Origin of the sequence: Brevibacillus sp. AF8, from assembly GCF_021270385.1 — a bacterium.
In the GTDB taxonomy this organism is placed as follows: Bacteria; Bacillota; Bacilli; order Brevibacillales; family Brevibacillaceae; genus Brevibacillus.
Genome location: NZ_JAGQDN010000015.1, coordinates 48,802 through 68,981, shown reverse-complemented (window position 1 = coordinate 68,981; position 20,180 = coordinate 48,802). Strand labels below are relative to the sequence as shown.

Genomic DNA, 20,180 nt, shown 5'->3' with positions numbered 1-20,180 from the left:
TTGCTGTTAGTACACGATATTAGAAGCTGTTTTGAATGACCAACTGATCCAGACCAAAACGGGAAGTCGAATAAGCTTGCACGCTTGCTTTCCCCAAAGTCAGCATGAGTGTTGGCAAATAGCGGGATGGGATGTTCAGCTCTTTAATGAGCGCATCACGGTTGTATCCACCCATCGGGCACGTGTCGTATCCTTTTGCTTTTGCCGCCAGCATGAGCTGCATCGCTGCATAGGACGAATTACGGATTGCTTCATCGCGCGCGATTTCCGGGTTGTTATTGTAAGCCCCTTCGATTTGCGCGATCATGGTCTCCCGTACTTGCTCTGTAACGTAACCTTTTGCCAATGCTTCATCATAAACAGGGCGAGCAGACTTGTAAGCCTCCAGATCGCCGAGAATGATGATCGTAGCGTAAGCATCCACTACCTGCTGCTGGTTGTAAGCGATTGGGAGCAGTTTTTCTTTGATAGCAGGATCGGTCACGACGAGAAAACGCCAATGCTGCAAGTTCCAAGACGATGGCGCACTTGCTGCAAGACGCAGGATTTCGTTCAGCTCGCCTTGTGGAATTTTTTCATTCGGGTCGTATTTACGCACGCTGTGACGGGCTTCCATTACCTGTTCAGCGGTAATTTTCAGTTCTGAATTCATGGTTGAATCTCCTCCATACGGTATAGTACGCTGTTAAAAAGATACTACTTACTTTATTATCGTTACAAACATTTTGCAATTAATTTTTACATTTTGCTTCATACCCTATTGTTTGGAGGCACTCTCGATGAAATACACGGATAACATTGTCATCGTCACTGGCGGTGGCCAAGGCATCGGACGGGCTGTGGCCACCATGTATGCTGCCGAAGGAGCACATGTCGTCATCGCCGAGTACAATCGCGCAGCGGGAGAAGAAACGGCCTCGCTAATCAACACAACAGAAGCAGTGAAAGGCACGGCACACTTCGAGCACATCGACGTCAGCGTACCAGCGCAAATCGAACAGTTGATGAGAACCGTCGATGAACGCTGGGGGCGGCTCGATGTTTTAATCAACAACGCGGGCTTGTACGTATGGGAATCTCCCTATGAACTGACCGTGGAAGCATGGGACCATATCTTGAACACAAATTTGCGAAGTGTTTTTCTCGCATCGAGAGAAACAGCCAAAATCATGCGTCGCCATGGTGGAGGCGCAATCATTAATCTTTGTTCGACGCGGGCACATATGTCTGAGCCACACTCGGAGGCATACGCGGCTTCCAAAGGAGGTATTTTATCCTTAACACATGCGCTTGGTGTCTCACTCGGCCCCGATGGGATTCGGGTCAACGCGATCTCTCCCGGCTGGATTGAACACCGCGATTATGCCGCTCTTCGTCCCGGTGATCATGCCCAGCATCCGGCAGGTCGCGTAGGAACACCCGATGATATTGCCCGTGCGTGTCTATTTTTGACGCAAAAGGACAACGATTTCATTACGGGTACTGAGCTGATTGTAGATGGCGGAATGACTCGCAAGATGATATACGAGCCATAAGCTAAACCAATGCCCTCCCTCTTGAATATGCTGTGCTAACAAGAGAAAAAGGAGGAGTTGTATGCCATTTGAAGAGGAAGACCTCAGAATTCTCGCCCTATGGCTTTTGGCAATTGGGTATCTGATTCTTGCCTTTACCGAATTGGCAGCGCTAGAGTTTTTTTAAAAAAGGAGAGCCGCTCGCTTCCAAACGGAATGAGCGGCTTTTTTCGTACGTATCGTCTTACCAAGTTACAAAAGGCGGCGAGCCTGGTGCCTGGTGCTGAATTTGTTGCAAAATCGGATAACCGTACGCGAGAATAATCAGGAAGGCAACCAATCCGATCCAAACTGGCCAGCGTTCCAAAATTTTTGGAACTTCTTGCGTTGTCTCTGTCTCGGCAATCGGATATTCTGTATTCCCTTTTGGTGCGTAGAACGTCAGGTACAGCAAGATCAGGATCAAGAGAATCGCAGATACGAACAACAGTCCTCCACCGAAAGCCATCACGCGCTGGTAATCCATCCAGCCCAGAGCTAACGGGTGATCCATATACGTTGTGTAGTCTGTGCGTCGTGGCGCTCCTTGCAAGCCCATTGTGTGCATGGCGAGCGACATCAAGAACATTCCTACTGCCCAGAATACCGTTTGCACCATTGCCATCCGATTCGCAGTCTTGGTCAACTTCCGTCCGGTCAATGCTGGAATCAGCCAAAAGGTGACACCGAAGAAGGTGAGCGCAACAGCTGCCCCTACCGTGATGTGGAAGTGACCGGTAACCCAAATCGTATTGTGAACGACCGCGTTAATCTGGTTACTTGCGTTAATAATTCCCCCAGCTCCGCCAGGAATGAAGAACAGCATCCCTACAAAAGGAGCAAAGAAACGTACGTCTGTCCAAGGCAGTTTCTTGAACCAACCGAAAAGTCCAACTCCGCCTTTTTTACGTCCAGTCGTTTCAAAGATGGCAAACATCGAAAATGCTGTCATCAGTGATGGGATTACAACAATCAACGTCAGTGTAACGTGAATCATTTTCCAAGCTGGTGAGATTCCCGGCTCCATCAATTGGTGGTGGAACCCGACAGGGATCGAGAACAACAGCAGGCAGATAAAAGCGAGTCGACTGAGCGAGTCACTGAAGATGTGACCGCCAATGATTCTTGGTAAACATACATACCATGCCATATAAGCAGGCAATAGCCAGAAATAAACGAGCGGATGTCCGAAAAACCAGAACAGCGTACGGCTGAGCATGACATTTATCGTTGGCACCAGCCCGAGTGACCACGGGATGAGTTGGAACAGAACCTCCACCGCTACAGGAATCGTAGCAGTAATCCACAGGATGTAAGTAGTAACCCCCATGTAGAGGAAGAGCGGAGACGTTTTCCCTTTATTTTCACGTTTCCATTTGCGATAGCTGGCAAAAACACCGAATCCAGCTAGCCAGCTACCTACTACGAGCAAGGCAGAACCAATGTAAAAGTACGGAGATGCTTTCAGTGGTGCGTAGAACGTATAAAGGACAGAGGCTTCATTCAACAGAATGGTGACAACAGCCATCAACGTCCCTAGCGTCATGAGAATCCAGCCTGCCCATCCGAATTTCAGAGCGGCTCCGTGCAAGGAACCACCTGTCGTGCGGGCAACTCCTGAGAATATAAATCCGACGATGAAGTACGTGGTAAAAATAAGTGCCATCAACACGCCATGGGCAGTCAAAATTTGATAGTAATTTGTCCAGCTCGGCAGTTCCATGATTCCACCGCGAACCATGCCCTGTACCATCCCTGCCACAGCTGCCAATCCGAATGCAATATAAGCTACCCACACATAGGCCAAACTAAGCGTTGCCGCAGAACGCTGAACCGGAACATGTGGGAGTTTATCGTCGATCTTCCGTTCGATTACCATAGGATTCACCTACCTTTATTTCACAATAATCGTGGTCGCCATAACCTGATGACCTGCGCCACAGTATTCGTTACAAAGGATCAAATACTCACCTGGCTCGTCAAACGTGTGTGTCGCCGAGCTGATGTGTCCAGGCAGAACCATGAAATTAATGTTGGTCTCTGGAATCTGGAATCCGTGAATAACGTCTGGACTCGTAACGTGGAAATTCACCGTTGCGCCAACTGGTATTTCCATCTTGGTCGGAGAGAAGCCGAACGCAAATGCTGTCATATAAGCGTCGTATTCGTTGTCCCCCACCTGTTTCAAACCTGGTTTATCAAAAGGAGGCGTCTCCGTAACCTTCTCCGGATCAATCATTTCCATATTACTTGGCGGAGCCATCCCCATGGCAAACGCATTGACGCACAACAATACAATAAATAAGGCCAAACCGCCTGCGCCAAGCATCAACCAGATTTTTTCATATCGATGCAAATGCATAAGTACCCTCCTTTACTTCCTTATTACGCCCTATCCAGAAAAAGCCCGAATACACCCAACCAACCGACTAGAATGATACCTCCGACGATCAGAACCGCGACAAACGTTCCCTTCAAGTCTTCCTGTTCCGTTTGCAGCTTGCTGGATTTTAATTTCTTGCCTTTCTCCGCCTTGTCAACTTGCGTCTCCATCGCGCTCATCTCCTTTCCTACGTGCCTCATGGGCGCGGTGTAGTTTTCACGCCTTCATTCTAACGCTGGAACCCCTTGGAAGTAATTCGGGGAAATCCCCTAAAATGTTCCGGGAAACCCCTGATTTCGACCGTTTTATGACCATTTTTGGTCACAGGTTCGACACAAAAAAAGACGACCCCGTATGGGGGTCGTCCTTGGACTTGTTGTAGCAAGAGCGTTTCAGCACTCTGGCCTATTTATTTTCAAGTCTCTTATTCTTTATCCTCGATTGCCTCATGATTGGAGATCAATTCAAATTCTCCAATTTGAGTTTCTCCATCCACGTCATAAAGGGGGATAATTTGAACATTGCCCTTATCGTGATTCTGTTCAAGCGCTTCTTGAATTGTCTTGACTTTTGGGGTTAAATCCTCTGCTCGTACGTACCCTTCTTCCCCATTTGTGCCGACCGCAGAAATCAGATCTGGGAATTCGCCTACTGACTCTTCAGACAATCCAGAACCGTAAGTTTCGCCGTTCTCGTTTACATCGTATTCATCCCGTGATAGCAATTCCTCTATAATTGGTGAAGTTTCAGTTTCTTTTGCAAAAGAAGACCCTATTAGTTCTTGTTTGGGAGATTTATATCCAGTCACTTTGGTATATCCATTCCCATTATAGAACTCCGCTCTACTTTGGGCATAGTATCTTCCAGGAGTTATTATACGAGGGGAATATCCAATCCAACCTGCAACTTTGGAGTCATTGTACTCCATACTACTTGCTGTTTTCAAAGTTCCATTATCATCATACAGAAATGCTTGTCCACCCATATAACCGATAGGTACACTCCGAGCGGTATCGATAGAGACAACGGCTTCCACTGAATCATCACGTCCACCCGTCCCAAAACGCTCCCATACTGCAGATGTAAACGAATAGTCAATTCCCTTTACCGTTACATTATACGGATCTGAAGAAGTGTCTGCGGATGCTGGTGTGGTTATCAGAAACAATGACAAAGCTGAGCCTAATAAGATATTGCTCTTTTTCACTTTTCGCTCTCCTCACCATATTTAGTTGGATTTATGTTGTGTTACATTAATCCCTTCTTGAAGAATACAGTCTAAATTCTCCAATGACAGTTTTGCCATCTGATTTATACAAAGGTATTGATTTATAACCGAGCTCCTCCATCGATTTCTGGTAAGCATAGGCTTCTTCAGGTGAAGAAACATTTGTATTCAAATCAGAGGCTTTTACATATCCATTGACACCATTTTCACCAGTTGCACTAATTAAATCTGGTACTTGTGTTGTGCCCACAGGGTAAGGTCCTTCTCCATAAGTTTGTCCCTGCTCGTTTATTGGATAGTTAGGAGTGTTTTGACTTAATGCACCTTTGTAATTCATCGTAGAAAACAAAGCCCCGCTCTGATTTATTACAAGCGCAGCCACGAGACCAATTACGACCAGTGCAGCACCAATAAATACCTTTTTTTTCATTTGATGACCACTTACCCTTCTTTTGATAGTTGGCTCTGTTTGTTATGACGCAAAAAGGGTTCTAAATGTTCTATTTCAGCGCATAATGTGAGGAAGATGTGATACTTATGTTAGAATAAAAAGGAATTATTACCCATTTTTCATAAATAATAACATATCATTGCGTTGACGTGTACTTTCATCTAGTGAATTTGTAAAATAGGGTCTTTATGATTAGTGCTAGAGTACCGAACTACTCCCCCACAATGGAAACTTTCTGTTACGGCTGAAAGCAAATAAGACTCGCAGCTAGCGAGTCTTATTTGCTTTCACCGATTATTCACTTGATTTTTGCTCTTCAACCGCAGTTGCAACTTCCCCGGTTGTAACAACAGAAACATTACGGTTTCAACAGCCATTGTTGATATTTGTGATCAGCTATGTTGGCAATATCAATCGGAATAATAGCAGACGGATGAACAGGAATCATCGTTATTCAGGTTTTTCACGCCTAATTTTCCATCAGCGATTTTGATAAAATCCAATCGACAAAATACAAACCAAATCCATATCTACTCAAAATCCAGCCAGCCCTTCTTAATCGCATACCGCACCAAATCAGGCCGCGTGCGCAGGTGGAGCTTTTCCATAATATGCGCTTTATGCGATTCTACCGTCTTGACGGAAACAGTGAGCTGCTCCGCAATTTCCTTATTGCTGAAGCCCTTTGCGATCAAGACCAGCACTTCTTTTTCCCGATCTGTCAGGATGTCGTACTTGGCCTGCTCCTCACCGTTCTTGACCATTTGCAGGAATTCCTCGATCAGCGATTTCGTCGCAGATGGATACAAATAGGCCATGCCCTGATTGACCGAGCGAATCGCCGTGATCAAATCGAGGTCTGGGGCGCTTTTTAAAATATAGCCGGCAGCACCAGCTTGCAGTACCCGAAACAAGTATTCCTCGTCATCATGCATCGTAAGTACAAGCACCTGAATGTCTGGTGCCGTTTCCTTCAGTCTGGCTGTTGCCGTCAAGCCGTTTTCCCCAGGCGGCATGCTCAAATCCATCAGAACGACGTTGGGACGGACTTCCCATGCTTTTTCACATGCCTCTTTTCCGTCAGCTGCATAACCGACGACTTCCATGTCCTCCTGGGCGTTGATCAGCATCCCCAGCCCAGAGCGTACAATCGCATGATCATCAGCGATCAAGACGCGAATGCTCATCCTCTACCCCCTCCTTCGGCACCGGAATTCGGACGATCACCGTCGTTCCTTCCTCGGGTGCGGAGCGAATATCAACGGTACCACCAAGCAGCTGGGCACGCTCCTTCATGCCAAACACACCGAGACCTTTGCCGATGTTCAATGTTTTCTCTACTTCAAACCCTACGCCGTCATCCACAATCGTGACGACAATTTCCTTCTCCCGATTCTCGAACATGATTCCTAGATGGCTCGCCTTTGCGTATTTTGCCGTATTAGTCATGGCTTCCTGTACAATCCGGTACAGTGCTGTTTCCATCGCAGCGGAGTATCTGCGTTTCTCCCCCTGAACATGCAGCTCCACCTGGATATGAAACGTCTTTTCTACCCGTTTCATCAACGAACGTAATGCAGGCAGTAAACCGAGATCATCCAGTGCAGACGGACGCAGCTCCAGCGCCATGCGCTTCACTTCCTCCATCGCCTTCGAAGTCATATTCACCAATTCCGTGACATGCTGCATAACTGGCTCGCTCAATTCTCGTTGTCTGACTACGTTTAGTCCCACTAAAATACTATAAAGCGCCTGCCCTACGCCATCATGCAGCTCTCGGGCGATGCGCTTTCTTTCTTCTTCTTGTGCCTGGATCGCAAAATTCGTCAGCTTGTACTGATAGCGCTCTTTTTCCACTCGCTGTTGCGCAGACATATCACGCAAAATCATGACCAGCTTCCCCTGCGATTCATCCTCTAGTCTCGCAGAGCTGGCAGCGACAGGGTAATCCACACCCGATTTCGTTCGGAGCCTCATTTCGAATGAAGGCATTTGCACGCGCTTAAAAAAGCAATCCGTGCAGCTCGTTTCTTCCATACACGTTGCCATTCCGAGACACAGCTCGCAAATATGTTTATCTCGAATCAGCTCTTCTTCTGTCCAGCCCGTCATCTGCTCAAACGCAGCATTGGCCTTTACGATTCGTCCCTCCTGATCAATCACCAGGATCGCATCGCTGACGTTGGCAAAAATGGACTGCATCAGGGAAAGCACTTCACTCGACGTACCCATGGCTCCTCCTTTTGAGACAATCATCCTAACGTTATTGTAAAGTTTCCATAAAAGAAAGTGTATCAGGGAATTCCCTGAACATCATCGGATTGACTTTTTATGAGATTAGAATATCATCTAATTAAATTAATGACAAATTGACTGAAAGGAGCTTTTGACATGCCTAGCACTACTCGCTTCCCAGACCATAGCGCTCGATTGGTTTTTCAGCCCGTCACGGAACACGATTTCCCCGAACTGCTGACGGTGTACAATTCAAACCCCGATTATATGGAGTTTGCCTTCGGAAAACGAGTCGTCACTTTGCAAACAGTAGAAGATGACCATCAAGATAATCTGGCTTTTGCGGACTCCTACAGCTTTTCGATAAGAGAAGTACACGGTACCGAAATCATCGGGATCGCCCAGTTCATTTTGCGTAATCCGCGGGATGGCCAGCCTTGGCTCGGCCTCATCATGCTGCACAGCGCCTACCAGAGTCACGGCTACGCTAGAGAATTCCTGGATACATTAATTGCCTGGTACCGGGAAAACGGCTACACCTCTCTGCATCTGGCCGTTTTGGAGAAGAATAGCCGGGTCGTGCCTTTTTACGAGAGATACGGTTTTGCTGTCTACGAGGAAAGAGAGACGGAAAAGATCGGTCGCGTCATCTGTATGAAATACTCGATCCAGTCATGAACGTAAAAAACGGGACAGCAAATGCCATCCCGTTCTTTCTCTTACTCTACTACGATTTTCTCAGCTGTGCCGATAGGCGGCAGGCTCTTTGTCATCATTGGGCCGTAAAAAGCCACTACTTGCATATCCTCTTTCAGTTCAGCTGGCGAGAGTACTTTGTTGTCTCGCGCATTGATGATCACCGTTTTCTCGGTAATGTTCAGGTTGATTTTTTCTTGGGAGGTGGCAGTAATACCGCGACCTTCTACGAGCATTTTGTAGTTGCCGTCTTTGTCAGCAGAGATGTTCGCTACTTTTCCCGCTGTCCCCAGGACGTCCTGAGTCTCCAGTCCACCTTTTACCGTGATGCTGAGCGCGCTCGTTTGTGGCGGCAAGCTCATCGCCATGAATTTTTCGGTCGTAGCATCTACGGCCATACCCAGCTTCAAATCTTCTGGCTTCAGCACTTTACCAGCTTCATCCGTAATTTTGGTGTCTTCTGTCAGGTGCAGGATGATGCCAGACTCATAGATGTTCAGTGTAACCGAGTAGCCTTTATCGGATTTGTTGATGTTCGTAATGGTACCTGTGCGCATAGGAGCGATTTCGTCCTCCACTACTGTCACTGTATCATCGGTTACATTCACGTCTGCTTGCAGGATTTCGTCTACGAATTTAACTGGCACATAGGTGCTGCCATTCAGTACGCGAGGCTCTGCTCCCAGCGTTTTGTACATTTTTGCGAAAGGATAGCGATCCTCTCCTTCTTTTGCGTAGCTGGTGATCGCGCCTCTTTGCACTTCTGCTGCTTTTTCCTTGTCGTTCCAGCTTACTTTGAAACCAAGGGCTTCAGCAACAGGACGAAGTGGAACCAGTACGGTTTGTTGACCTTTATCGAAGATCGCATCTTGTGCGATTGATTGACCGTTAATGTTAACAGAAAGTTCTTTTACTGGTTCGGAGGTTGCAGATGCCACGCTAGTTCCCAAAACGGCCAGTGCCGCGATTGTCATCATACCTGTACGGAATGTTTTCATATTGTTTATGCCTCCAATGTGCTTGCTTGTTTTTGTGTGTCTCTATTCATTGGACGGCACCCTTTCAGAAACGTTTCAAATTAATTTTCATAGATGTGTAAATCGTTCGCGTAAAAGCGAAAAACATCACGGCTGGCTTGGGATTTGGCTGTTTTGTGGCATCGGCACATCGGGCTTACCAGACTGGTTGTCGTACAAATAAGTCGGTACCTTGCCGACAATCAGGGCTTCGGAGACCGGGATTTGTGTGGTGACCGTCTGTTGTTTAGTCGCGAACGGGATAATGACCCGCAAATCGACCTCGACATGAATGTAGACAGTCACCAGCACCATGTTGATCCCGGCTTGCTTCAGGCCTGTTTCCAGCTTCGTTTTGACGGCTCCAATCGGGACGAACGACACCGGAATATCAGGCCCAAAGTGCTCCAGAAAGACGTTTTTCGTAGCCAAGCCTAGTGGTATGGTTGTCTGGACGTGCTCCTGCTCGAATTCCTTCAAGCGATTTTGAATACGGGCTGTCGTTTCCCCCACAATCCGGGAGTACTCTTTGAAATTAAAATTCACCGCTTTGATGCTGCCATTCTCGTCTTTCTCCATGATGACAACTTCATTGACGTCGACACCCTGCTGGGTCATGCGTTTGGTGACTGCATCGGTAATGGCGAGCTTGGCAACCTGCTCTGCCTTGGCTTGGGCAATCAACATTAGCGTCGGCTCTACCCTGCGTTCCACAACGATAAACAAAACGATAAATACCACAATAATCAGCAGGAACCCCGCGAAAATTCTCCGTCTACGTCTTTTCCAGCCTCCCCTTCTCAAGCGCACGATGGCTCCCTCTCCCCTTTTGCGGCTCGGTTAGTCAGGACGAACCGTACGCATAGCTGGGCGTTTTTCTTTGCTTGTGCGCTGTCTGCTGCCGGTAAGCACCCCGCCGATTCCCGCGACAAACGTAGGAACTCCCGCCGCGACCAAAATTAATGCCCAATCGCGCAGATTGAGATCCGTTGTTTTAAAGATCGGCTGGAGCGCCTCCATGTACACGACACCGATCACGAGCACAATCGACGAAAGTACGGCCCAAACGAGATATTTATTTTCAAATACATTGCGGTGAAAAACGCTGTATTGACTCCGGCAATCGAAAACGTGAATCAGCTGCGCCATAACCAATGTGACGAAAGCGACAGTCTGGGCGTGCACCAAGTCATTCGGATTCTCTTTGAGTGTCAGCCAGAACGCCAAGAGCGTCATGGCCCCGATGAGAAAGCCGCGGCTAATAATCTTCCAGCCCAACCCTCGGCTGAATATGTTCTCTGCCTTGTTGCGAGGCTTCTGATACATCGTATCTTTTTCCGCCTGATCGATGCCCAGCGCCATGGCTGGTAAGCCATCCGTCACGAGATTGACCCATAAGATCTGGATCGGCACCAAAGGCAAGGGAAGCCCGAGGAGCATTGCAAAAAACATGACGAGAATCTCACCTACGTTGGACGCCAGCAAATAACGGATGAATTTTCGAATGTTGTCATAGATGTTGCGCCCTTCCTCTACTGCGGCGACAATCGTGGCGAAGTTATCGTCGCGCAGCACGAGATCGGCGGCTTCCTTCGTCACATCCGTACCGGTAATCCCCATCGCGATCCCAATGTCTGAGGTCTTGATCGCAGGCGCGTCATTGACACCGTCTCCAGTCATGGCGACAACATGGCCTTGGCTTTGCAGAGCACGGACGATCCGCAGCTTGTGCTCAGGAGACACACGGGCATAGACAGTGACTCGCTCCGCATACTCTGCGAGCTGCTCATCTGACATGCCATCCAGCTCCCGCCCCTCCAATACTTCTCCGTAGCCACGCATCAAACCAATCTGCCGGGCGATTGCTTCTGCTGTCACCTTGTGGTCGCCTGTAATCATGACCGTCTTGATTCCTGCTTGATGGCAAAGATTGATAGCTGGACGGACCTCTTCACGCGGCGGATCGATCATCCCGGCCAATCCGACAAAGACGAGATTGTTTTCCAGGGAGCCGATCGGCTGTCCCGGACGATAGCCTTGCAGTGTCTTATAGGCGAAGCCCAATACGCGCAATGCTTTGCCTGCCATCCGTTCCGTTTGCTCCAGTACTTGGTGGCGAAGCGTCGCGGAGAGTGGCATGAGCTCTCCCTTCCACAAAATGTGTGTCGATCTCGCCAGCAATGCCTCCGCCGCGCCTTTGGTCAGCAGGGAATACACACCGTCCGTCCCCTTTTCAACGACCGACATCATTTTACGGTCAGAATCAAAGGGTAGCTCCTCCACACGCTGTCCCTGATTCTTTTGGTTGCTACGCTCTGTATCGCCGCCCAATGCTTTCGCGGCAAGCACCTTGAGAGCACCTTCGGTCGGGTCGCCTACAACTTGCCAAAAGCGTGACGCCTTGCCCATCCCAAGCAGATTGCGCGTGCTTTGCTCCTCGCATGTCAAACGGGCATTGTTGCATCTGTCTGCGATTCGGATGATTTGCGAGAGCGCTCCGTCACGGGCGGGAGATACCATTTTCCCCAGGTAGTGAAAGGCTCCCTCAGGTGCGTAGCCGCTGCCGCTCACCTCATACGTGGAATCGCTGTGCCACACTTGGGTAACGGTCATTTTATTTTGAGTCAGGGTCCCAGTTTTATCAGAGCAAATAACAGAGGCGCAGCCCAACGTCTCGACTGATGGGAGTTTGCGTACGATGGCATTGCGGCGGATCATCCGCTGGACGCCAAGCGCTAGCGCGACAGTCACAATCGCCGGCAATCCTTCCGGGATCGCCGCCACTGCGAGGCTCACCCCGGCGAGGAACATCGTAAACAGCTCATGACCATGCCAGACACCAGCAGCAATGACCACAATCGTCAACAGCAGTGCGACGACCACGAGAATTTTGCCCATTTGCTCCAATCGCAACTGCAAAGGGGTTTCTGCTTCTTCCGCTGTATTCATCAAGTGCGCGATTTTCCCGATTTCCGTGCTCATCCCTGTCGCGACAACGATACCGCTCCCTGTTCCTCCGGTTACCATCGTGCCCATGAACGCGAGATTTTTTTGGTCGCCAAGCGGTACAGTGGAGGCCTGGGCTGTCTCCAGTCTTTTCACGTTTTTTCCGACGGGGACAGACTCCCCTGTCAACGCAGACTCCTCTACCTCTAGCCGATTGGCCGAAAGCAAGCGCAAATCTGCGGGAACACGATCCCCGGCCTCCAATTGCACCAGGTCACCAGGTACCAGCCGCGAAGCCGGTATCATGGAAATGTTCCCACCCCGGATGACCCGCGCCATCGGGGATGCCAGCTCCTTTAGCGCTTGCAAGGATCGCTCAGCCTTGGCCTCCTGAATAAAACCGAGGATGCCGTTAATGAGGATGATCGCGATGATCGCAATCGCATCCAAGTACTCTCCGAGGAAGTACGAGATCAGTGTTGCGATGAACAGGATGAGTACCATAAAATCCTTGAACTGATCAACAAAGACCGAGTAGAGAGGCTTTCGCTTTTGTTCAGCCAACTGGTTGGCACCTTGTTTAGCCAGTCGCCGCTCCGCCTCCTGCTGAGTCAACCCTTGCGCAGCATCACTATGAAGGGCTTCGGTCACGTCGGCCGCCGCCAGCGTGTACCATTTTCGAATTGGCTGTGTATCCACCTACATCTCCTCCATCCACATCTCACTCATTTTCATGTGTATGCAGACGAGCTCGAAAATAAAACAACCCGTCCATTTATCTGGACGGGTCCGCGTTAGTTTGTCGATTATTTCAAACTTTTGGCTACACCAATGCAAATCAACAAAATCGGCGGCAGCCAGGTGAGTCGCGTCAGCCATCTGGCTTTTCCGGCGCGCCTGCCGAGGGCAATTCCTATCACAAGAAGCAAGGCACTCATCACCGCAATACAGAGAGCGACGAGCAGTGGTGAGTATCCCAAAAACGTAAGGCTAATGCCTGCGCCGAAAGCATCCAATGACAGGGCCAGCCCCAACATGACGGCCTCCCAGCCCATAATATGCCCAGAACGGTCAGCATCGGCTTTGGATGGATCTTTTAAAATCTGAATCATGACACCAAAAATGCGGAACTGCGACAATAATACGATGGGCTCCTGCTCTTCCTGTTTTTCTGCGGCTACAACAGCAGTAGACTCCTGATCCTCTGTCCCCGACCGTGTCGCAATGAGCCGCCACAGAGTAAACAAACCCATGAGGATCAAGACCGCGGCTCCAATATACTGGCCAATCTCGGGTGTTAACCATTCGGTGAGGGATGAGCCTACGAGCATGACACCATATACAACAGCAAACGAACAACCGGAAACGACAACGAGCGACAAAAAGGGCATTCTCATGTTCCGTAAACCATACGTCAATCCTACACTGACACTGTCCATGCTGATGGCCAGGGAAACGAGCAGGAGTGCGAGCCATCCGCTCATATGTGGTCACCTCTTTCCCATTGCCTATTAGGTATACGCGAAAAGCTCCGCTGATGTGCCAAGAAACGAATAAGGTTTGACTACGAATGTTGAAAACGAATATTGCCATACCACTTGGGAACTGTTACCATTAAATTAAACAATGTTTAAAACGTTGTTTGACAAAACACTCTTACTTTCAATAAAAAGGAGGTTGGTCATGTCACAGGCAGATAAAAACAGCGAAACGAAAGCAAAAATTTTGCAATCGACACTTGATTTAATCAAGATGGAAGGCTTCGAGAGTGTGACAGTGCGGAAAATCGCAGCGGATTCCGGTACAAACGTAGCTTTGGTTAACTACTATTTCGGTTCCAAGGATAGGCTCATCAATGAAGCCCTCAGTGCCTTTCTAGGAAGCTTTACACCTACATTTGATATCTTGGATAACACCTCACTGCTTCCCCATGAACGACTCAAGCAGTTTTTAATGAGCTACGTGCAGATCATCCAGCAATATCCCGAGCTGGTTTCCCGAATCTTCTCACTTGGTGGCGCTGTATTTACCGCTCAATATGAATACGGTCAATTTCTCAAAAGCATCGGGTTTGTGAAGATTGCGGGAGTTTTGAAGGAAATTACCCACGAAGAAAACCATGAGGTTCTCATGATGATGATCATGCAGTTGTTTGGAGCGATATTTCTTCCTGCCTTGCTCAAATCGATATTGTCTACAGGGGCTGGCATCGAGGTCGCTTCGGTAGACCAACAGATTGATTTGTTATTCGCACGCTATTTTCATGAAAAATAGGGGGAGAGACAAATGGGCTTTTTGCGAAAATATTGGCCTGACCTCGGGTTGTTGGTGGCAGTAGGTGTTGGTCTGCATGTCATGCTGCAATGGAGTACCATTCCTGTTATCGAGCGGCTGTTGTGGCTAAGCTTCATCGCCATCCTTGTTCATCAGTATGAAGAGTATCGTTGGCCCGGATATTTTGCCGGCCTGTTTAATGGTTTGATTTTCAAAAGCAGCCATCCAGAACGATACCCGCTGAATCCACAGTCTGCGATGATCATCAACCTGGTCATTGCCTATGTCTTTTATCTGGTTCCCCTGTTGTTCCCAACTGTCGTCTGGCTCGGCTTGGCACCGATTCTAATGGGCTTCTTCCAGTTTATCTGGCATGGAATTTTTGCGAATCTAAAAGCGAAAACGCTCTACAATCCGGGCTTGTTCGCCGTTATCGTCTTCCACATCCCGATCGGGGTATGGTATATCCGGCACATTATCTCCACTGGCATGGTAACGACGTCAGACTGGATCATTGGGACGGGCTACTTCATCGTTGCAGTGTATATTCTCATTGTGAAGGGGAATATGTGGCTAAAGGACGAAAATTCCCGTTATACCTTTACTCGTCAACAGTTGGGGCCTTACGTACACAAATCATAAAAACCAGCTCCTGAAAAGAAAAAGAAGAGGCCACTGTCGGCCTCTTCCTTTTCTTTGAACTATTTGATTTCAATCGGCACTTCCCACTTCACGTCGTGTTCCACCATATAGGTAGCGTAGGATACCGTGAGCTTTTTCGGTTGTTGCTTCAAGCGCGGAATCGTGATCTCACCTTTGATCTGTACCCGTCCGTCCTTGTCTCTGGTGCTCTCAGTACTCACTGACGCAGCGAAATTCTTCCCATTTTCATCCTTTACAAACCAATCGTGGTTATCAACTATGCCTTTTCCTAATGTACCCTCTATGGTCATTACGACCTCACCTAGATCTTCACCGTTACCTGGCTTCCATGCAAAAGAAGAGAATGTAAAGGTACTGCCTGTTGTCTCATCCTTGAAAGTCGCAGCTTTCTTCTCCAGTTCTGTTGGAACCAGATCAAATTTAGGCGAAGCCAGCTTTTTCTCATAAATTTTCTTTAGCTCAAGCTTTAATTTTTGCTCTCCCTGTATCGGGCCAAATGTATGCCACCAATTCAAGACATCGCCTTCTGGTCTTTCTTCCGCTTCTTCTTCTGTTCTTGGTGTGAAAAGAACATTCTCCTTGTTATCAAGCCCATCATCCAATGATTTCATATCCCAAGCTGCTACCACTTCCCCTTTTTCATTGGTGATTTCGTACATCATATTCTCTCCCGAAAAAGCAGAATCACGCTCTTTTTCTGTGACAATGGCGCCTTGCGGATTTTTCCGATCGTACAGGATCGACGTACGTTCAACCTCCAAATAAGCTGATTTTGGGGAAATAGTATCTAGCATGACCCGTGTCGCACTTGGGGAAAATTCGATATTTTTCAGCTCAATCCCTAGACCTTGTGGCGATTGAAAGGCCGTATCCTGGAAGACAACCGTTTTCGTCGCTTCCTTGGCTTTCTTCATATCGATCGGAATTTCCAATGACCATTTCCCTGTCTTACCTGCGATTTCTGTCTGTTCTAAATGTAAGGTTAGTTGGTCAGGAGTCGTATCAGGTGATTTGAAGATTTCATTCAAATATCGCTCTGTGATGAAAAACTCTCCATGACTTCCCCAATTATCTCCTCCATCATCCTCAAACCAATCCTTACCGTTCTGATCAATCAGCTTCGCATTCAAATTATGATCTTCAATCTTCTTGCCGCTCTCGTCGTACACATCATAGATGACTGCGATTCTCATCGAGTCAGCCAACAGCTCTTTTAACTCGACAGTAATTCCTTGATCGGTTGCCTTCTGCTCCAGCTTTTGAACAAGGCCTTTATTGACGGCATTTTTCATACCGCTATCCGCATCTTTTTCCATTTGGAACAAGCTATTCACATAATTCGCAAACGTAGGTGATACAACCGTTCCGGTCACCACCAACGCCGTAAGTCCTGCTACTACCAATCCTGTCTTCTTCACAATATCCCAACCCCTTTGTCTTCTGGTTCGGGAGGAGTGCTTTCGCGTAGAACGTGGAGGAACTGCATCAGACAGCTTATCCATGACCTCATCTGTAAACGTATCGGGTACAGGAGCCTCTGGAATGTCGGAAAAATCCACTTCTTGCATGCCTTCTCCCCACTCTTGCAGGTGCTTCTGGCATTGTGGGCAATTTTCCACATGTTGCTCCAATCCTTTGCTCTCAGCAGGGGCCAGCTCATCGTTTACGTATAGCTTCAATTGATTAAACATGAAGCATTTCATAAATAGCTCCCCCTCCCATCGTTTTCTCTAGGCTGTCCTTCATCTTTTTGCGGGCGCGGAATAATCGCATCTGAACGGAGCTCTCCGATAGAGAAAGTCGCTCGCTGATCTCCCGATACGACAGTCGCTGTAGGTAAAACAGGACGAATACCTCGCGATACTCCTCATCCAGCAGCATAATGCTGCGTTCCAGCGCTGCGTCCCGTTCCTTTTTCAACAAAGTTGTTTCAGGCGTGTCCGGGTCAATCAGCTGCTCCTCATCGATTTCTACCTGCTCTGTCCGTTTGCGTTTTCGCATTTCATCGAAACAATGATTGCTCGCAATTCGATACAGCCACGACGAAAACCTGTACTCAGGCCGATAGTCGTGTAAACGATAAAAGGTTTTGATAAACACGTCTTGAGCCAAATCCTGTGCGTCTGGCATGTTTCCGATCATCCTGTACAAATAACCGACCATCTTGCCCTTGTATCTGTCGACAATTTGTCTGTACTGCTCATGATCGCCAGCCAGGATTTGCTCGATTAGTTCCTGATCGTCCGGCATTTTGCTACTCCTCCATCTATCACAGATCAAGCCAGCGGGGAATGCTGCGCAGCTTCCGTTTTGGTTGATTCATAAGCTATTACGGATTTGCTGGAAAAACCTTTCTCTACTTTTAAAAAATTCTATAATCAGTTATCCAAATAAAAAAGAAGAGGCCTCTGTCAACCTCTTCCCCTGTCTGTCTTTCATCTATTTGATTTCAAATGGCACTTCCCAATTCACGTGGTGCTCCACCGTATATTCAGCAAAAGATATTGAGAGACTTTTCGGTTGTTGCTCCATGCGCGAAATCTCCAACGTGCCTTTGAAGTGTACGCGTCCGTCTTTGTCTCTATTGTATTCTGCATCCAAGTCCGCTTGGTGGGTATCTCCATTTTCATCCTTTGCAGACCAAAAGTTGGTTTGGACTACGTCTTTTCCTAATATCCCCTCTACTGTCATCACAGCTTTACCTAGCTCCTCGTCTTTACCGGGTTCCCATGCAAAAGAAGAAAACGTAAAGGTACTGCCTGCTTCATCTTGTAAAGTCGCTGCTTTCTTGTTTAGTTCTGCTGGAACCAGATCGACTTTGACTTTGGAAGAAGAGCGTTTCATTTCATATATTTTTCGGAGCTGAAGCGTTAACTTTTGTTCACCCTGCATCGGGCCAAAAGAATGCCACCACTTCTGGCTATGTTCACTTTGTCGTTTTCCTATAATTCCAGATATATTGAGCACGTTTTTCTCCTTCGCTATCCCCTCATCCAATGACGCCTTATCCCGAGCAGCTACAACATCCCCTTTTTCGTTTGTGATTTCGTACGCAATATCGTTTCCTGATAAAATGGGAACCTGCCTTTTTTCCATTGTTTTGACTTGCGCCCCTTCGCGGGTTACTTCTACTCGCTCCTCTTCAACTTCTACATAAGCTGATTTAACAAGAGTAGTTTCTAGCATCAGGCGGGTCGCACTCGGAGAAAATTCGATTTTTTCCAGTTCGATCTCCATCCCCAGTGGTGAATGAAAAGCTGTGTCCTTGAAAGTAACCGTTTTGGTCGCTTCCTTGGCTTTCTTCATATCGATCGGGATTTCCATTGACCATTTTCCCTTTTTCCCTGCGATTTCGGTCTGTTCTAATTTTAAGGTCAACATATTCGGAGTAGCTTCGGCGGATTCAAAAATAGTGTTTAAGGGCTGCTCTACGATAAAATACTTTCCGTGACCACCCAAGGTTGGTCCATCGTCTTCCAACCAATCTTTCCCTGTTGAATCAATCAGATAAGCATTCAGTAGGTGTCCATCTTCACCAATTTTAATTTGCTTGCCGTTCTGGTCGTACACATCATAGATCACGGCGATTCTCATCGAGTCTGCCATCACCTCTTTTGCTTCGAAAGTAATCCCTTGATCGGTTACTTTTTGCTCAAGCTTTTGGACAAAACCTTTATCAACAGCATTTTTCATGCCATTATCCGCATCCTTCTCAATCTGGAACAAGCTATTCACATAGTTGGCAAACGTCGGTGAAACGACCGTACCTGTCACGACCAAAGCCGTTAGTCCTGCTACTACCAGTCCTGTCTTCTTCACAATATCCCAGCCCCTTTGTCTTCTGGTTCGGAAGGAGCGCTTCCGTGCCGTACGTACGGGAACCTCTTCGAACAGTTTACTCATGACCTCGTCCGTAAAGGTATCGGGTACAGGAACTTCCGGATAAGTGGAAAATTCCTCTTCCAGCATGTAATCTACCCACTCTTGCAGCTTGATTTGACATTGTGGGCATTCTCCTGCATGCTGCTCCAGTCCTTTGCTTTCGGCAGGGGGGAGCTCGCCATTTTCATAGAGCTTCCATTGATTAAACATGAAGCATTTCATAAATATCTCCCCCTCCCATTGTTTTCATCAGGCTTTTCTTCATCTCTTTACGAGCACGGAACAAGCGCATTTGAACAGCGCTCTCCGTAAGAGACAGTCTCTCGCTGATTTCCCGATACGACAGACGCTTCAAGTAATGCAGAACGAACACCTCGCGATACTCCTCATCCAGCAGCATGATACTGCGCTCCAGCTGGGCGTCTCGCTCCTTTTTTAACAGAGTGGTTTCTGGTGTCTCTGGATCAACGATCTGTTCCTCCACAATTGCGGTCTGCTCCGTCCTTTTGCGTCTTCGTATTTCATCGAGACAATGATTGCTCGCGATTCGATACAGCCATGAAGAAAACTTGTGCTCAGGCCGATAGTCTTTCAATAGGTAAAAGGTTTTGGTAAACACGTCTTGAGCCAAATCCTGTGCGTCTGGCATGTTGCCGATCATTTTGTACAAGTAGGTCACGATCTTGCCCTTGTACCTGTCGATAATCTGACTGTACAGCTGGTGATTGCCAGCCAGGATTTGCTCGATCAATTCCCGATCGTCCGGCATTTCTACTACTCCTCCATCTATCACCGATCAGCCTTTGGGGAATGCTGCGCAGCTTCCGTTTTGGTTGATTCAACACTAATACGA

At 47.8% G+C, this 20,180-nt stretch carries 20 protein-coding genes; 4 read left to right on the top strand and 16 right to left on the bottom strand.

The window, feature by feature from the left end:
* Positions 1-19: 19 nt before the first annotated feature.
* The gene (locus tag KB186_RS18865; protein ID WP_173611851.1) at positions 20-652 is read right to left on the bottom strand and encodes a nitroreductase family protein; all 633 of its coding nucleotides are present in this window, start codon (positions 650-652) and stop codon (positions 20-22) included.
* Positions 653-779: 127 nt separating this feature from the next.
* On the opposite strand from KB186_RS18865, the gene KB186_RS18860 reads away from it, so the two are divergent.
* Positions 780-1,535 carry an SDR family NAD(P)-dependent oxidoreductase gene (locus KB186_RS18860; RefSeq protein ID WP_232774157.1) on the top strand — a complete coding sequence of 252 codons (756 nt, stop codon included), beginning with the start codon at positions 780-782 and terminating at the stop codon, positions 1,533-1,535.
* A gap of 223 nt (positions 1,536-1,758) precedes the next feature.
* Here KB186_RS18860 and KB186_RS18855 read toward each other — a convergent pair whose 3' ends face one another.
* From KB186_RS18855 to KB186_RS18825, 7 genes are all read right to left on the bottom strand, one after another.
* Positions 1,759-3,432, bottom strand: coding sequence for a b(o/a)3-type cytochrome-c oxidase subunit 1 (locus tag KB186_RS18855; protein WP_221866666.1), 1,674 nt, complete (start codon positions 3,430-3,432; stop codon positions 1,759-1,761).
* Positions 3,433-3,447: 15 nt separating this feature from the next.
* Positions 3,448-3,915: a cytochrome c oxidase subunit II gene (locus KB186_RS18850; protein WP_144618062.1), complete on the bottom strand. Its 468-nt coding sequence runs from the start codon at positions 3,913-3,915 to the stop codon at positions 3,448-3,450.
* Between the two features lie 23 nt (positions 3,916-3,938).
* On the bottom strand, positions 3,939-4,106 hold the full coding sequence (locus tag KB186_RS18845) for a cytochrome c oxidase subunit 2A (RefSeq protein WP_173611848.1): 168 nt from the start codon (positions 4,104-4,106) through the stop codon (positions 3,939-3,941).
* 254 nt (positions 4,107-4,360) lie between these two features.
* Positions 4,361-5,143: an aldo-keto reductase family protein gene (locus KB186_RS18840; RefSeq protein ID WP_173611847.1), complete on the bottom strand. Its 783-nt coding sequence runs from the start codon at positions 5,141-5,143 to the stop codon at positions 4,361-4,363.
* 46 nt (positions 5,144-5,189) lie between these two features.
* On the bottom strand, positions 5,190-5,594 hold the full coding sequence (locus KB186_RS18835; protein WP_221866667.1) for a hypothetical protein: 405 nt from the start codon (positions 5,592-5,594) through the stop codon (positions 5,190-5,192).
* A gap of 551 nt (positions 5,595-6,145) precedes the next feature.
* The gene (locus tag KB186_RS18830) at positions 6,146-6,802 is read right to left on the bottom strand and encodes a response regulator transcription factor (protein WP_012684149.1); all 657 of its coding nucleotides are present in this window, start codon (positions 6,800-6,802) and stop codon (positions 6,146-6,148) included.
* Entirely contained in the window at positions 6,777-7,847 is a 1,071-nt protein-coding gene (locus tag KB186_RS18825) for a PAS domain-containing sensor histidine kinase (protein WP_229087904.1), read from the bottom strand. Before KB186_RS18825 ends, KB186_RS18830 begins: the two co-directional genes overlap by 26 nt.
* Before the next feature lie 159 nt (positions 7,848-8,006).
* On the opposite strand from KB186_RS18825, the gene KB186_RS18820 reads away from it, so the two are divergent.
* Positions 8,007-8,528 (top strand): GNAT family N-acetyltransferase, encoded by a 522-nt coding sequence (locus KB186_RS18820; protein ID WP_232774156.1) that lies wholly within the window; start codon positions 8,007-8,009, stop codon positions 8,526-8,528.
* A 41-nt stretch (positions 8,529-8,569) separates the two neighbouring features.
* On the opposite strand, the gene KB186_RS18815 is transcribed toward KB186_RS18820, so the two are convergent.
* From KB186_RS18815 to ytaF, 4 genes are all read right to left on the bottom strand, one after another.
* Positions 8,570-9,544 carry a copper amine oxidase N-terminal domain-containing protein gene (locus tag KB186_RS18815; protein WP_232774155.1) on the bottom strand — a complete coding sequence of 325 codons (975 nt, stop codon included), beginning with the start codon at positions 9,542-9,544 and terminating at the stop codon, positions 8,570-8,572.
* A 126-nt stretch (positions 9,545-9,670) separates the two neighbouring features.
* Positions 9,671-10,372, bottom strand: coding sequence for a sporulation protein YunB (gene yunB / locus KB186_RS18810; protein WP_221866669.1), 702 nt, complete (start codon positions 10,370-10,372; stop codon positions 9,671-9,673).
* 30 nt (positions 10,373-10,402) lie between these two features.
* Positions 10,403-13,207 carry a calcium-translocating P-type ATPase, SERCA-type gene (locus tag KB186_RS18805; protein WP_221866670.1) on the bottom strand — a complete coding sequence of 935 codons (2,805 nt, stop codon included), beginning with the start codon at positions 13,205-13,207 and terminating at the stop codon, positions 10,403-10,405.
* 107 nt (positions 13,208-13,314) lie between these two features.
* A complete protein-coding gene (ytaF, locus tag KB186_RS18800; protein WP_173611840.1) occupies positions 13,315-13,992 on the bottom strand; it encodes a sporulation membrane protein YtaF in 678 nt (225 codons plus the stop codon).
* A 199-nt stretch (positions 13,993-14,191) separates the two neighbouring features.
* On the opposite strand from ytaF, the gene KB186_RS18795 reads away from it, so the two are divergent.
* Both KB186_RS18795 and KB186_RS18790 read left to right on the top strand, forming a co-directional pair.
* Positions 14,192-14,782, top strand: coding sequence for a TetR/AcrR family transcriptional regulator (locus tag KB186_RS18795; RefSeq protein ID WP_232774154.1), 591 nt, complete (start codon positions 14,192-14,194; stop codon positions 14,780-14,782).
* Between the two features lie 12 nt (positions 14,783-14,794).
* The gene (locus KB186_RS18790; protein ID WP_173611838.1) at positions 14,795-15,424 is read left to right on the top strand and encodes an HXXEE domain-containing protein; all 630 of its coding nucleotides are present in this window, start codon (positions 14,795-14,797) and stop codon (positions 15,422-15,424) included.
* Between the two features lie 59 nt (positions 15,425-15,483).
* On the opposite strand, the gene KB186_RS18785 is transcribed toward KB186_RS18790, so the two are convergent.
* From KB186_RS18785 to KB186_RS18770, 4 genes are all read right to left on the bottom strand, one after another.
* Positions 15,484-17,148 (bottom strand): DUF4179 domain-containing protein, encoded by a 1,665-nt coding sequence (locus tag KB186_RS18785; RefSeq protein WP_221866673.1) that lies wholly within the window; start codon positions 17,146-17,148, stop codon positions 15,484-15,486.
* Positions 17,129-17,695 carry an RNA polymerase sigma factor gene (locus tag KB186_RS18780; RefSeq protein ID WP_173611836.1) on the bottom strand — a complete coding sequence of 189 codons (567 nt, stop codon included), beginning with the start codon at positions 17,693-17,695 and terminating at the stop codon, positions 17,129-17,131. Before KB186_RS18780 ends, KB186_RS18785 begins: the two co-directional genes overlap by 20 nt.
* Before the next feature lie 189 nt (positions 17,696-17,884).
* Entirely contained in the window at positions 17,885-19,549 is a 1,665-nt protein-coding gene (locus KB186_RS18775) for a DUF4179 domain-containing protein (protein ID WP_232774153.1), read from the bottom strand.
* Positions 19,530-20,096, bottom strand: coding sequence for an RNA polymerase sigma factor (locus tag KB186_RS18770; protein ID WP_232774152.1), 567 nt, complete (start codon positions 20,094-20,096; stop codon positions 19,530-19,532). Before KB186_RS18770 ends, KB186_RS18775 begins: the two co-directional genes overlap by 20 nt.
* Positions 20,097-20,180 lie beyond the last annotated feature (84 nt).

What these genes read in the sequence shown, in the direction of transcription:
- KB186_RS18865 (WP_173611851.1), bottom strand. Translation starts at nt 652, where the DNA reads ATGAATTCAGAACTGAAAATTACCGCTGAACAGGTAATGGAAGCCCGT.
- KB186_RS18860 (WP_232774157.1), top strand. Translation starts at nt 780, where the DNA reads ATGAAATACACGGATAACATTGTCATCGTCACTGGCGGTGGCCAAGGC.
- KB186_RS18855 (WP_221866666.1), bottom strand. Translation starts at nt 3,432, where the DNA reads ATGGTAATCGAACGGAAGATCGACGATAAACTCCCACATGTTCCGGTT.
- KB186_RS18850 (WP_144618062.1), bottom strand. Translation starts at nt 3,915, where the DNA reads ATGCATTTGCATCGATATGAAAAAATCTGGTTGATGCTTGGCGCAGGC.
- KB186_RS18845 (WP_173611848.1), bottom strand. Translation starts at nt 4,106, where the DNA reads ATGGAGACGCAAGTTGACAAGGCGGAGAAAGGCAAGAAATTAAAATCC.
- KB186_RS18835 (WP_221866667.1), bottom strand. Translation starts at nt 5,594, where the DNA reads ATGAAAAAAAAGGTATTTATTGGTGCTGCACTGGTCGTAATTGGTCTC.
- KB186_RS18830 (WP_012684149.1), bottom strand. Translation starts at nt 6,802, where the DNA reads ATGAGCATTCGCGTCTTGATCGCTGATGATCATGCGATTGTACGCTCT.
- KB186_RS18825 (WP_229087904.1), bottom strand. Translation starts at nt 7,847, where the DNA reads ATGGGTACGTCGAGTGAAGTGCTTTCCCTGATGCAGTCCATTTTTGCC.
- KB186_RS18820 (WP_232774156.1), top strand. Translation starts at nt 8,007, where the DNA reads ATGCCTAGCACTACTCGCTTCCCAGACCATAGCGCTCGATTGGTTTTT.
- KB186_RS18815 (WP_232774155.1), bottom strand. Translation starts at nt 9,544, where the DNA reads ATGAAAACATTCCGTACAGGTATGATGACAATCGCGGCACTGGCCGTT.
- ytaF (WP_173611840.1), bottom strand. Translation starts at nt 13,992, where the DNA reads ATGAGCGGATGGCTCGCACTCCTGCTCGTTTCCCTGGCCATCAGCATG.
- KB186_RS18795 (WP_232774154.1), top strand. Translation starts at nt 14,192, where the DNA reads ATGTCACAGGCAGATAAAAACAGCGAAACGAAAGCAAAAATTTTGCAA.
- KB186_RS18790 (WP_173611838.1), top strand. Translation starts at nt 14,795, where the DNA reads ATGGGCTTTTTGCGAAAATATTGGCCTGACCTCGGGTTGTTGGTGGCA.
- KB186_RS18785 (WP_221866673.1), bottom strand. Translation starts at nt 17,148, where the DNA reads ATGAAATGCTTCATGTTTAATCAATTGAAGCTATACGTAAACGATGAG.
- KB186_RS18780 (WP_173611836.1), bottom strand. Translation starts at nt 17,695, where the DNA reads ATGCCGGACGATCAGGAACTAATCGAGCAAATCCTGGCTGGCGATCAT.
- KB186_RS18775 (WP_232774153.1), bottom strand. Translation starts at nt 19,549, where the DNA reads ATGAAATGCTTCATGTTTAATCAATGGAAGCTCTATGAAAATGGCGAG.
- KB186_RS18770 (WP_232774152.1), bottom strand. Translation starts at nt 20,096, where the DNA reads ATGCCGGACGATCGGGAATTGATCGAGCAAATCCTGGCTGGCAATCAC.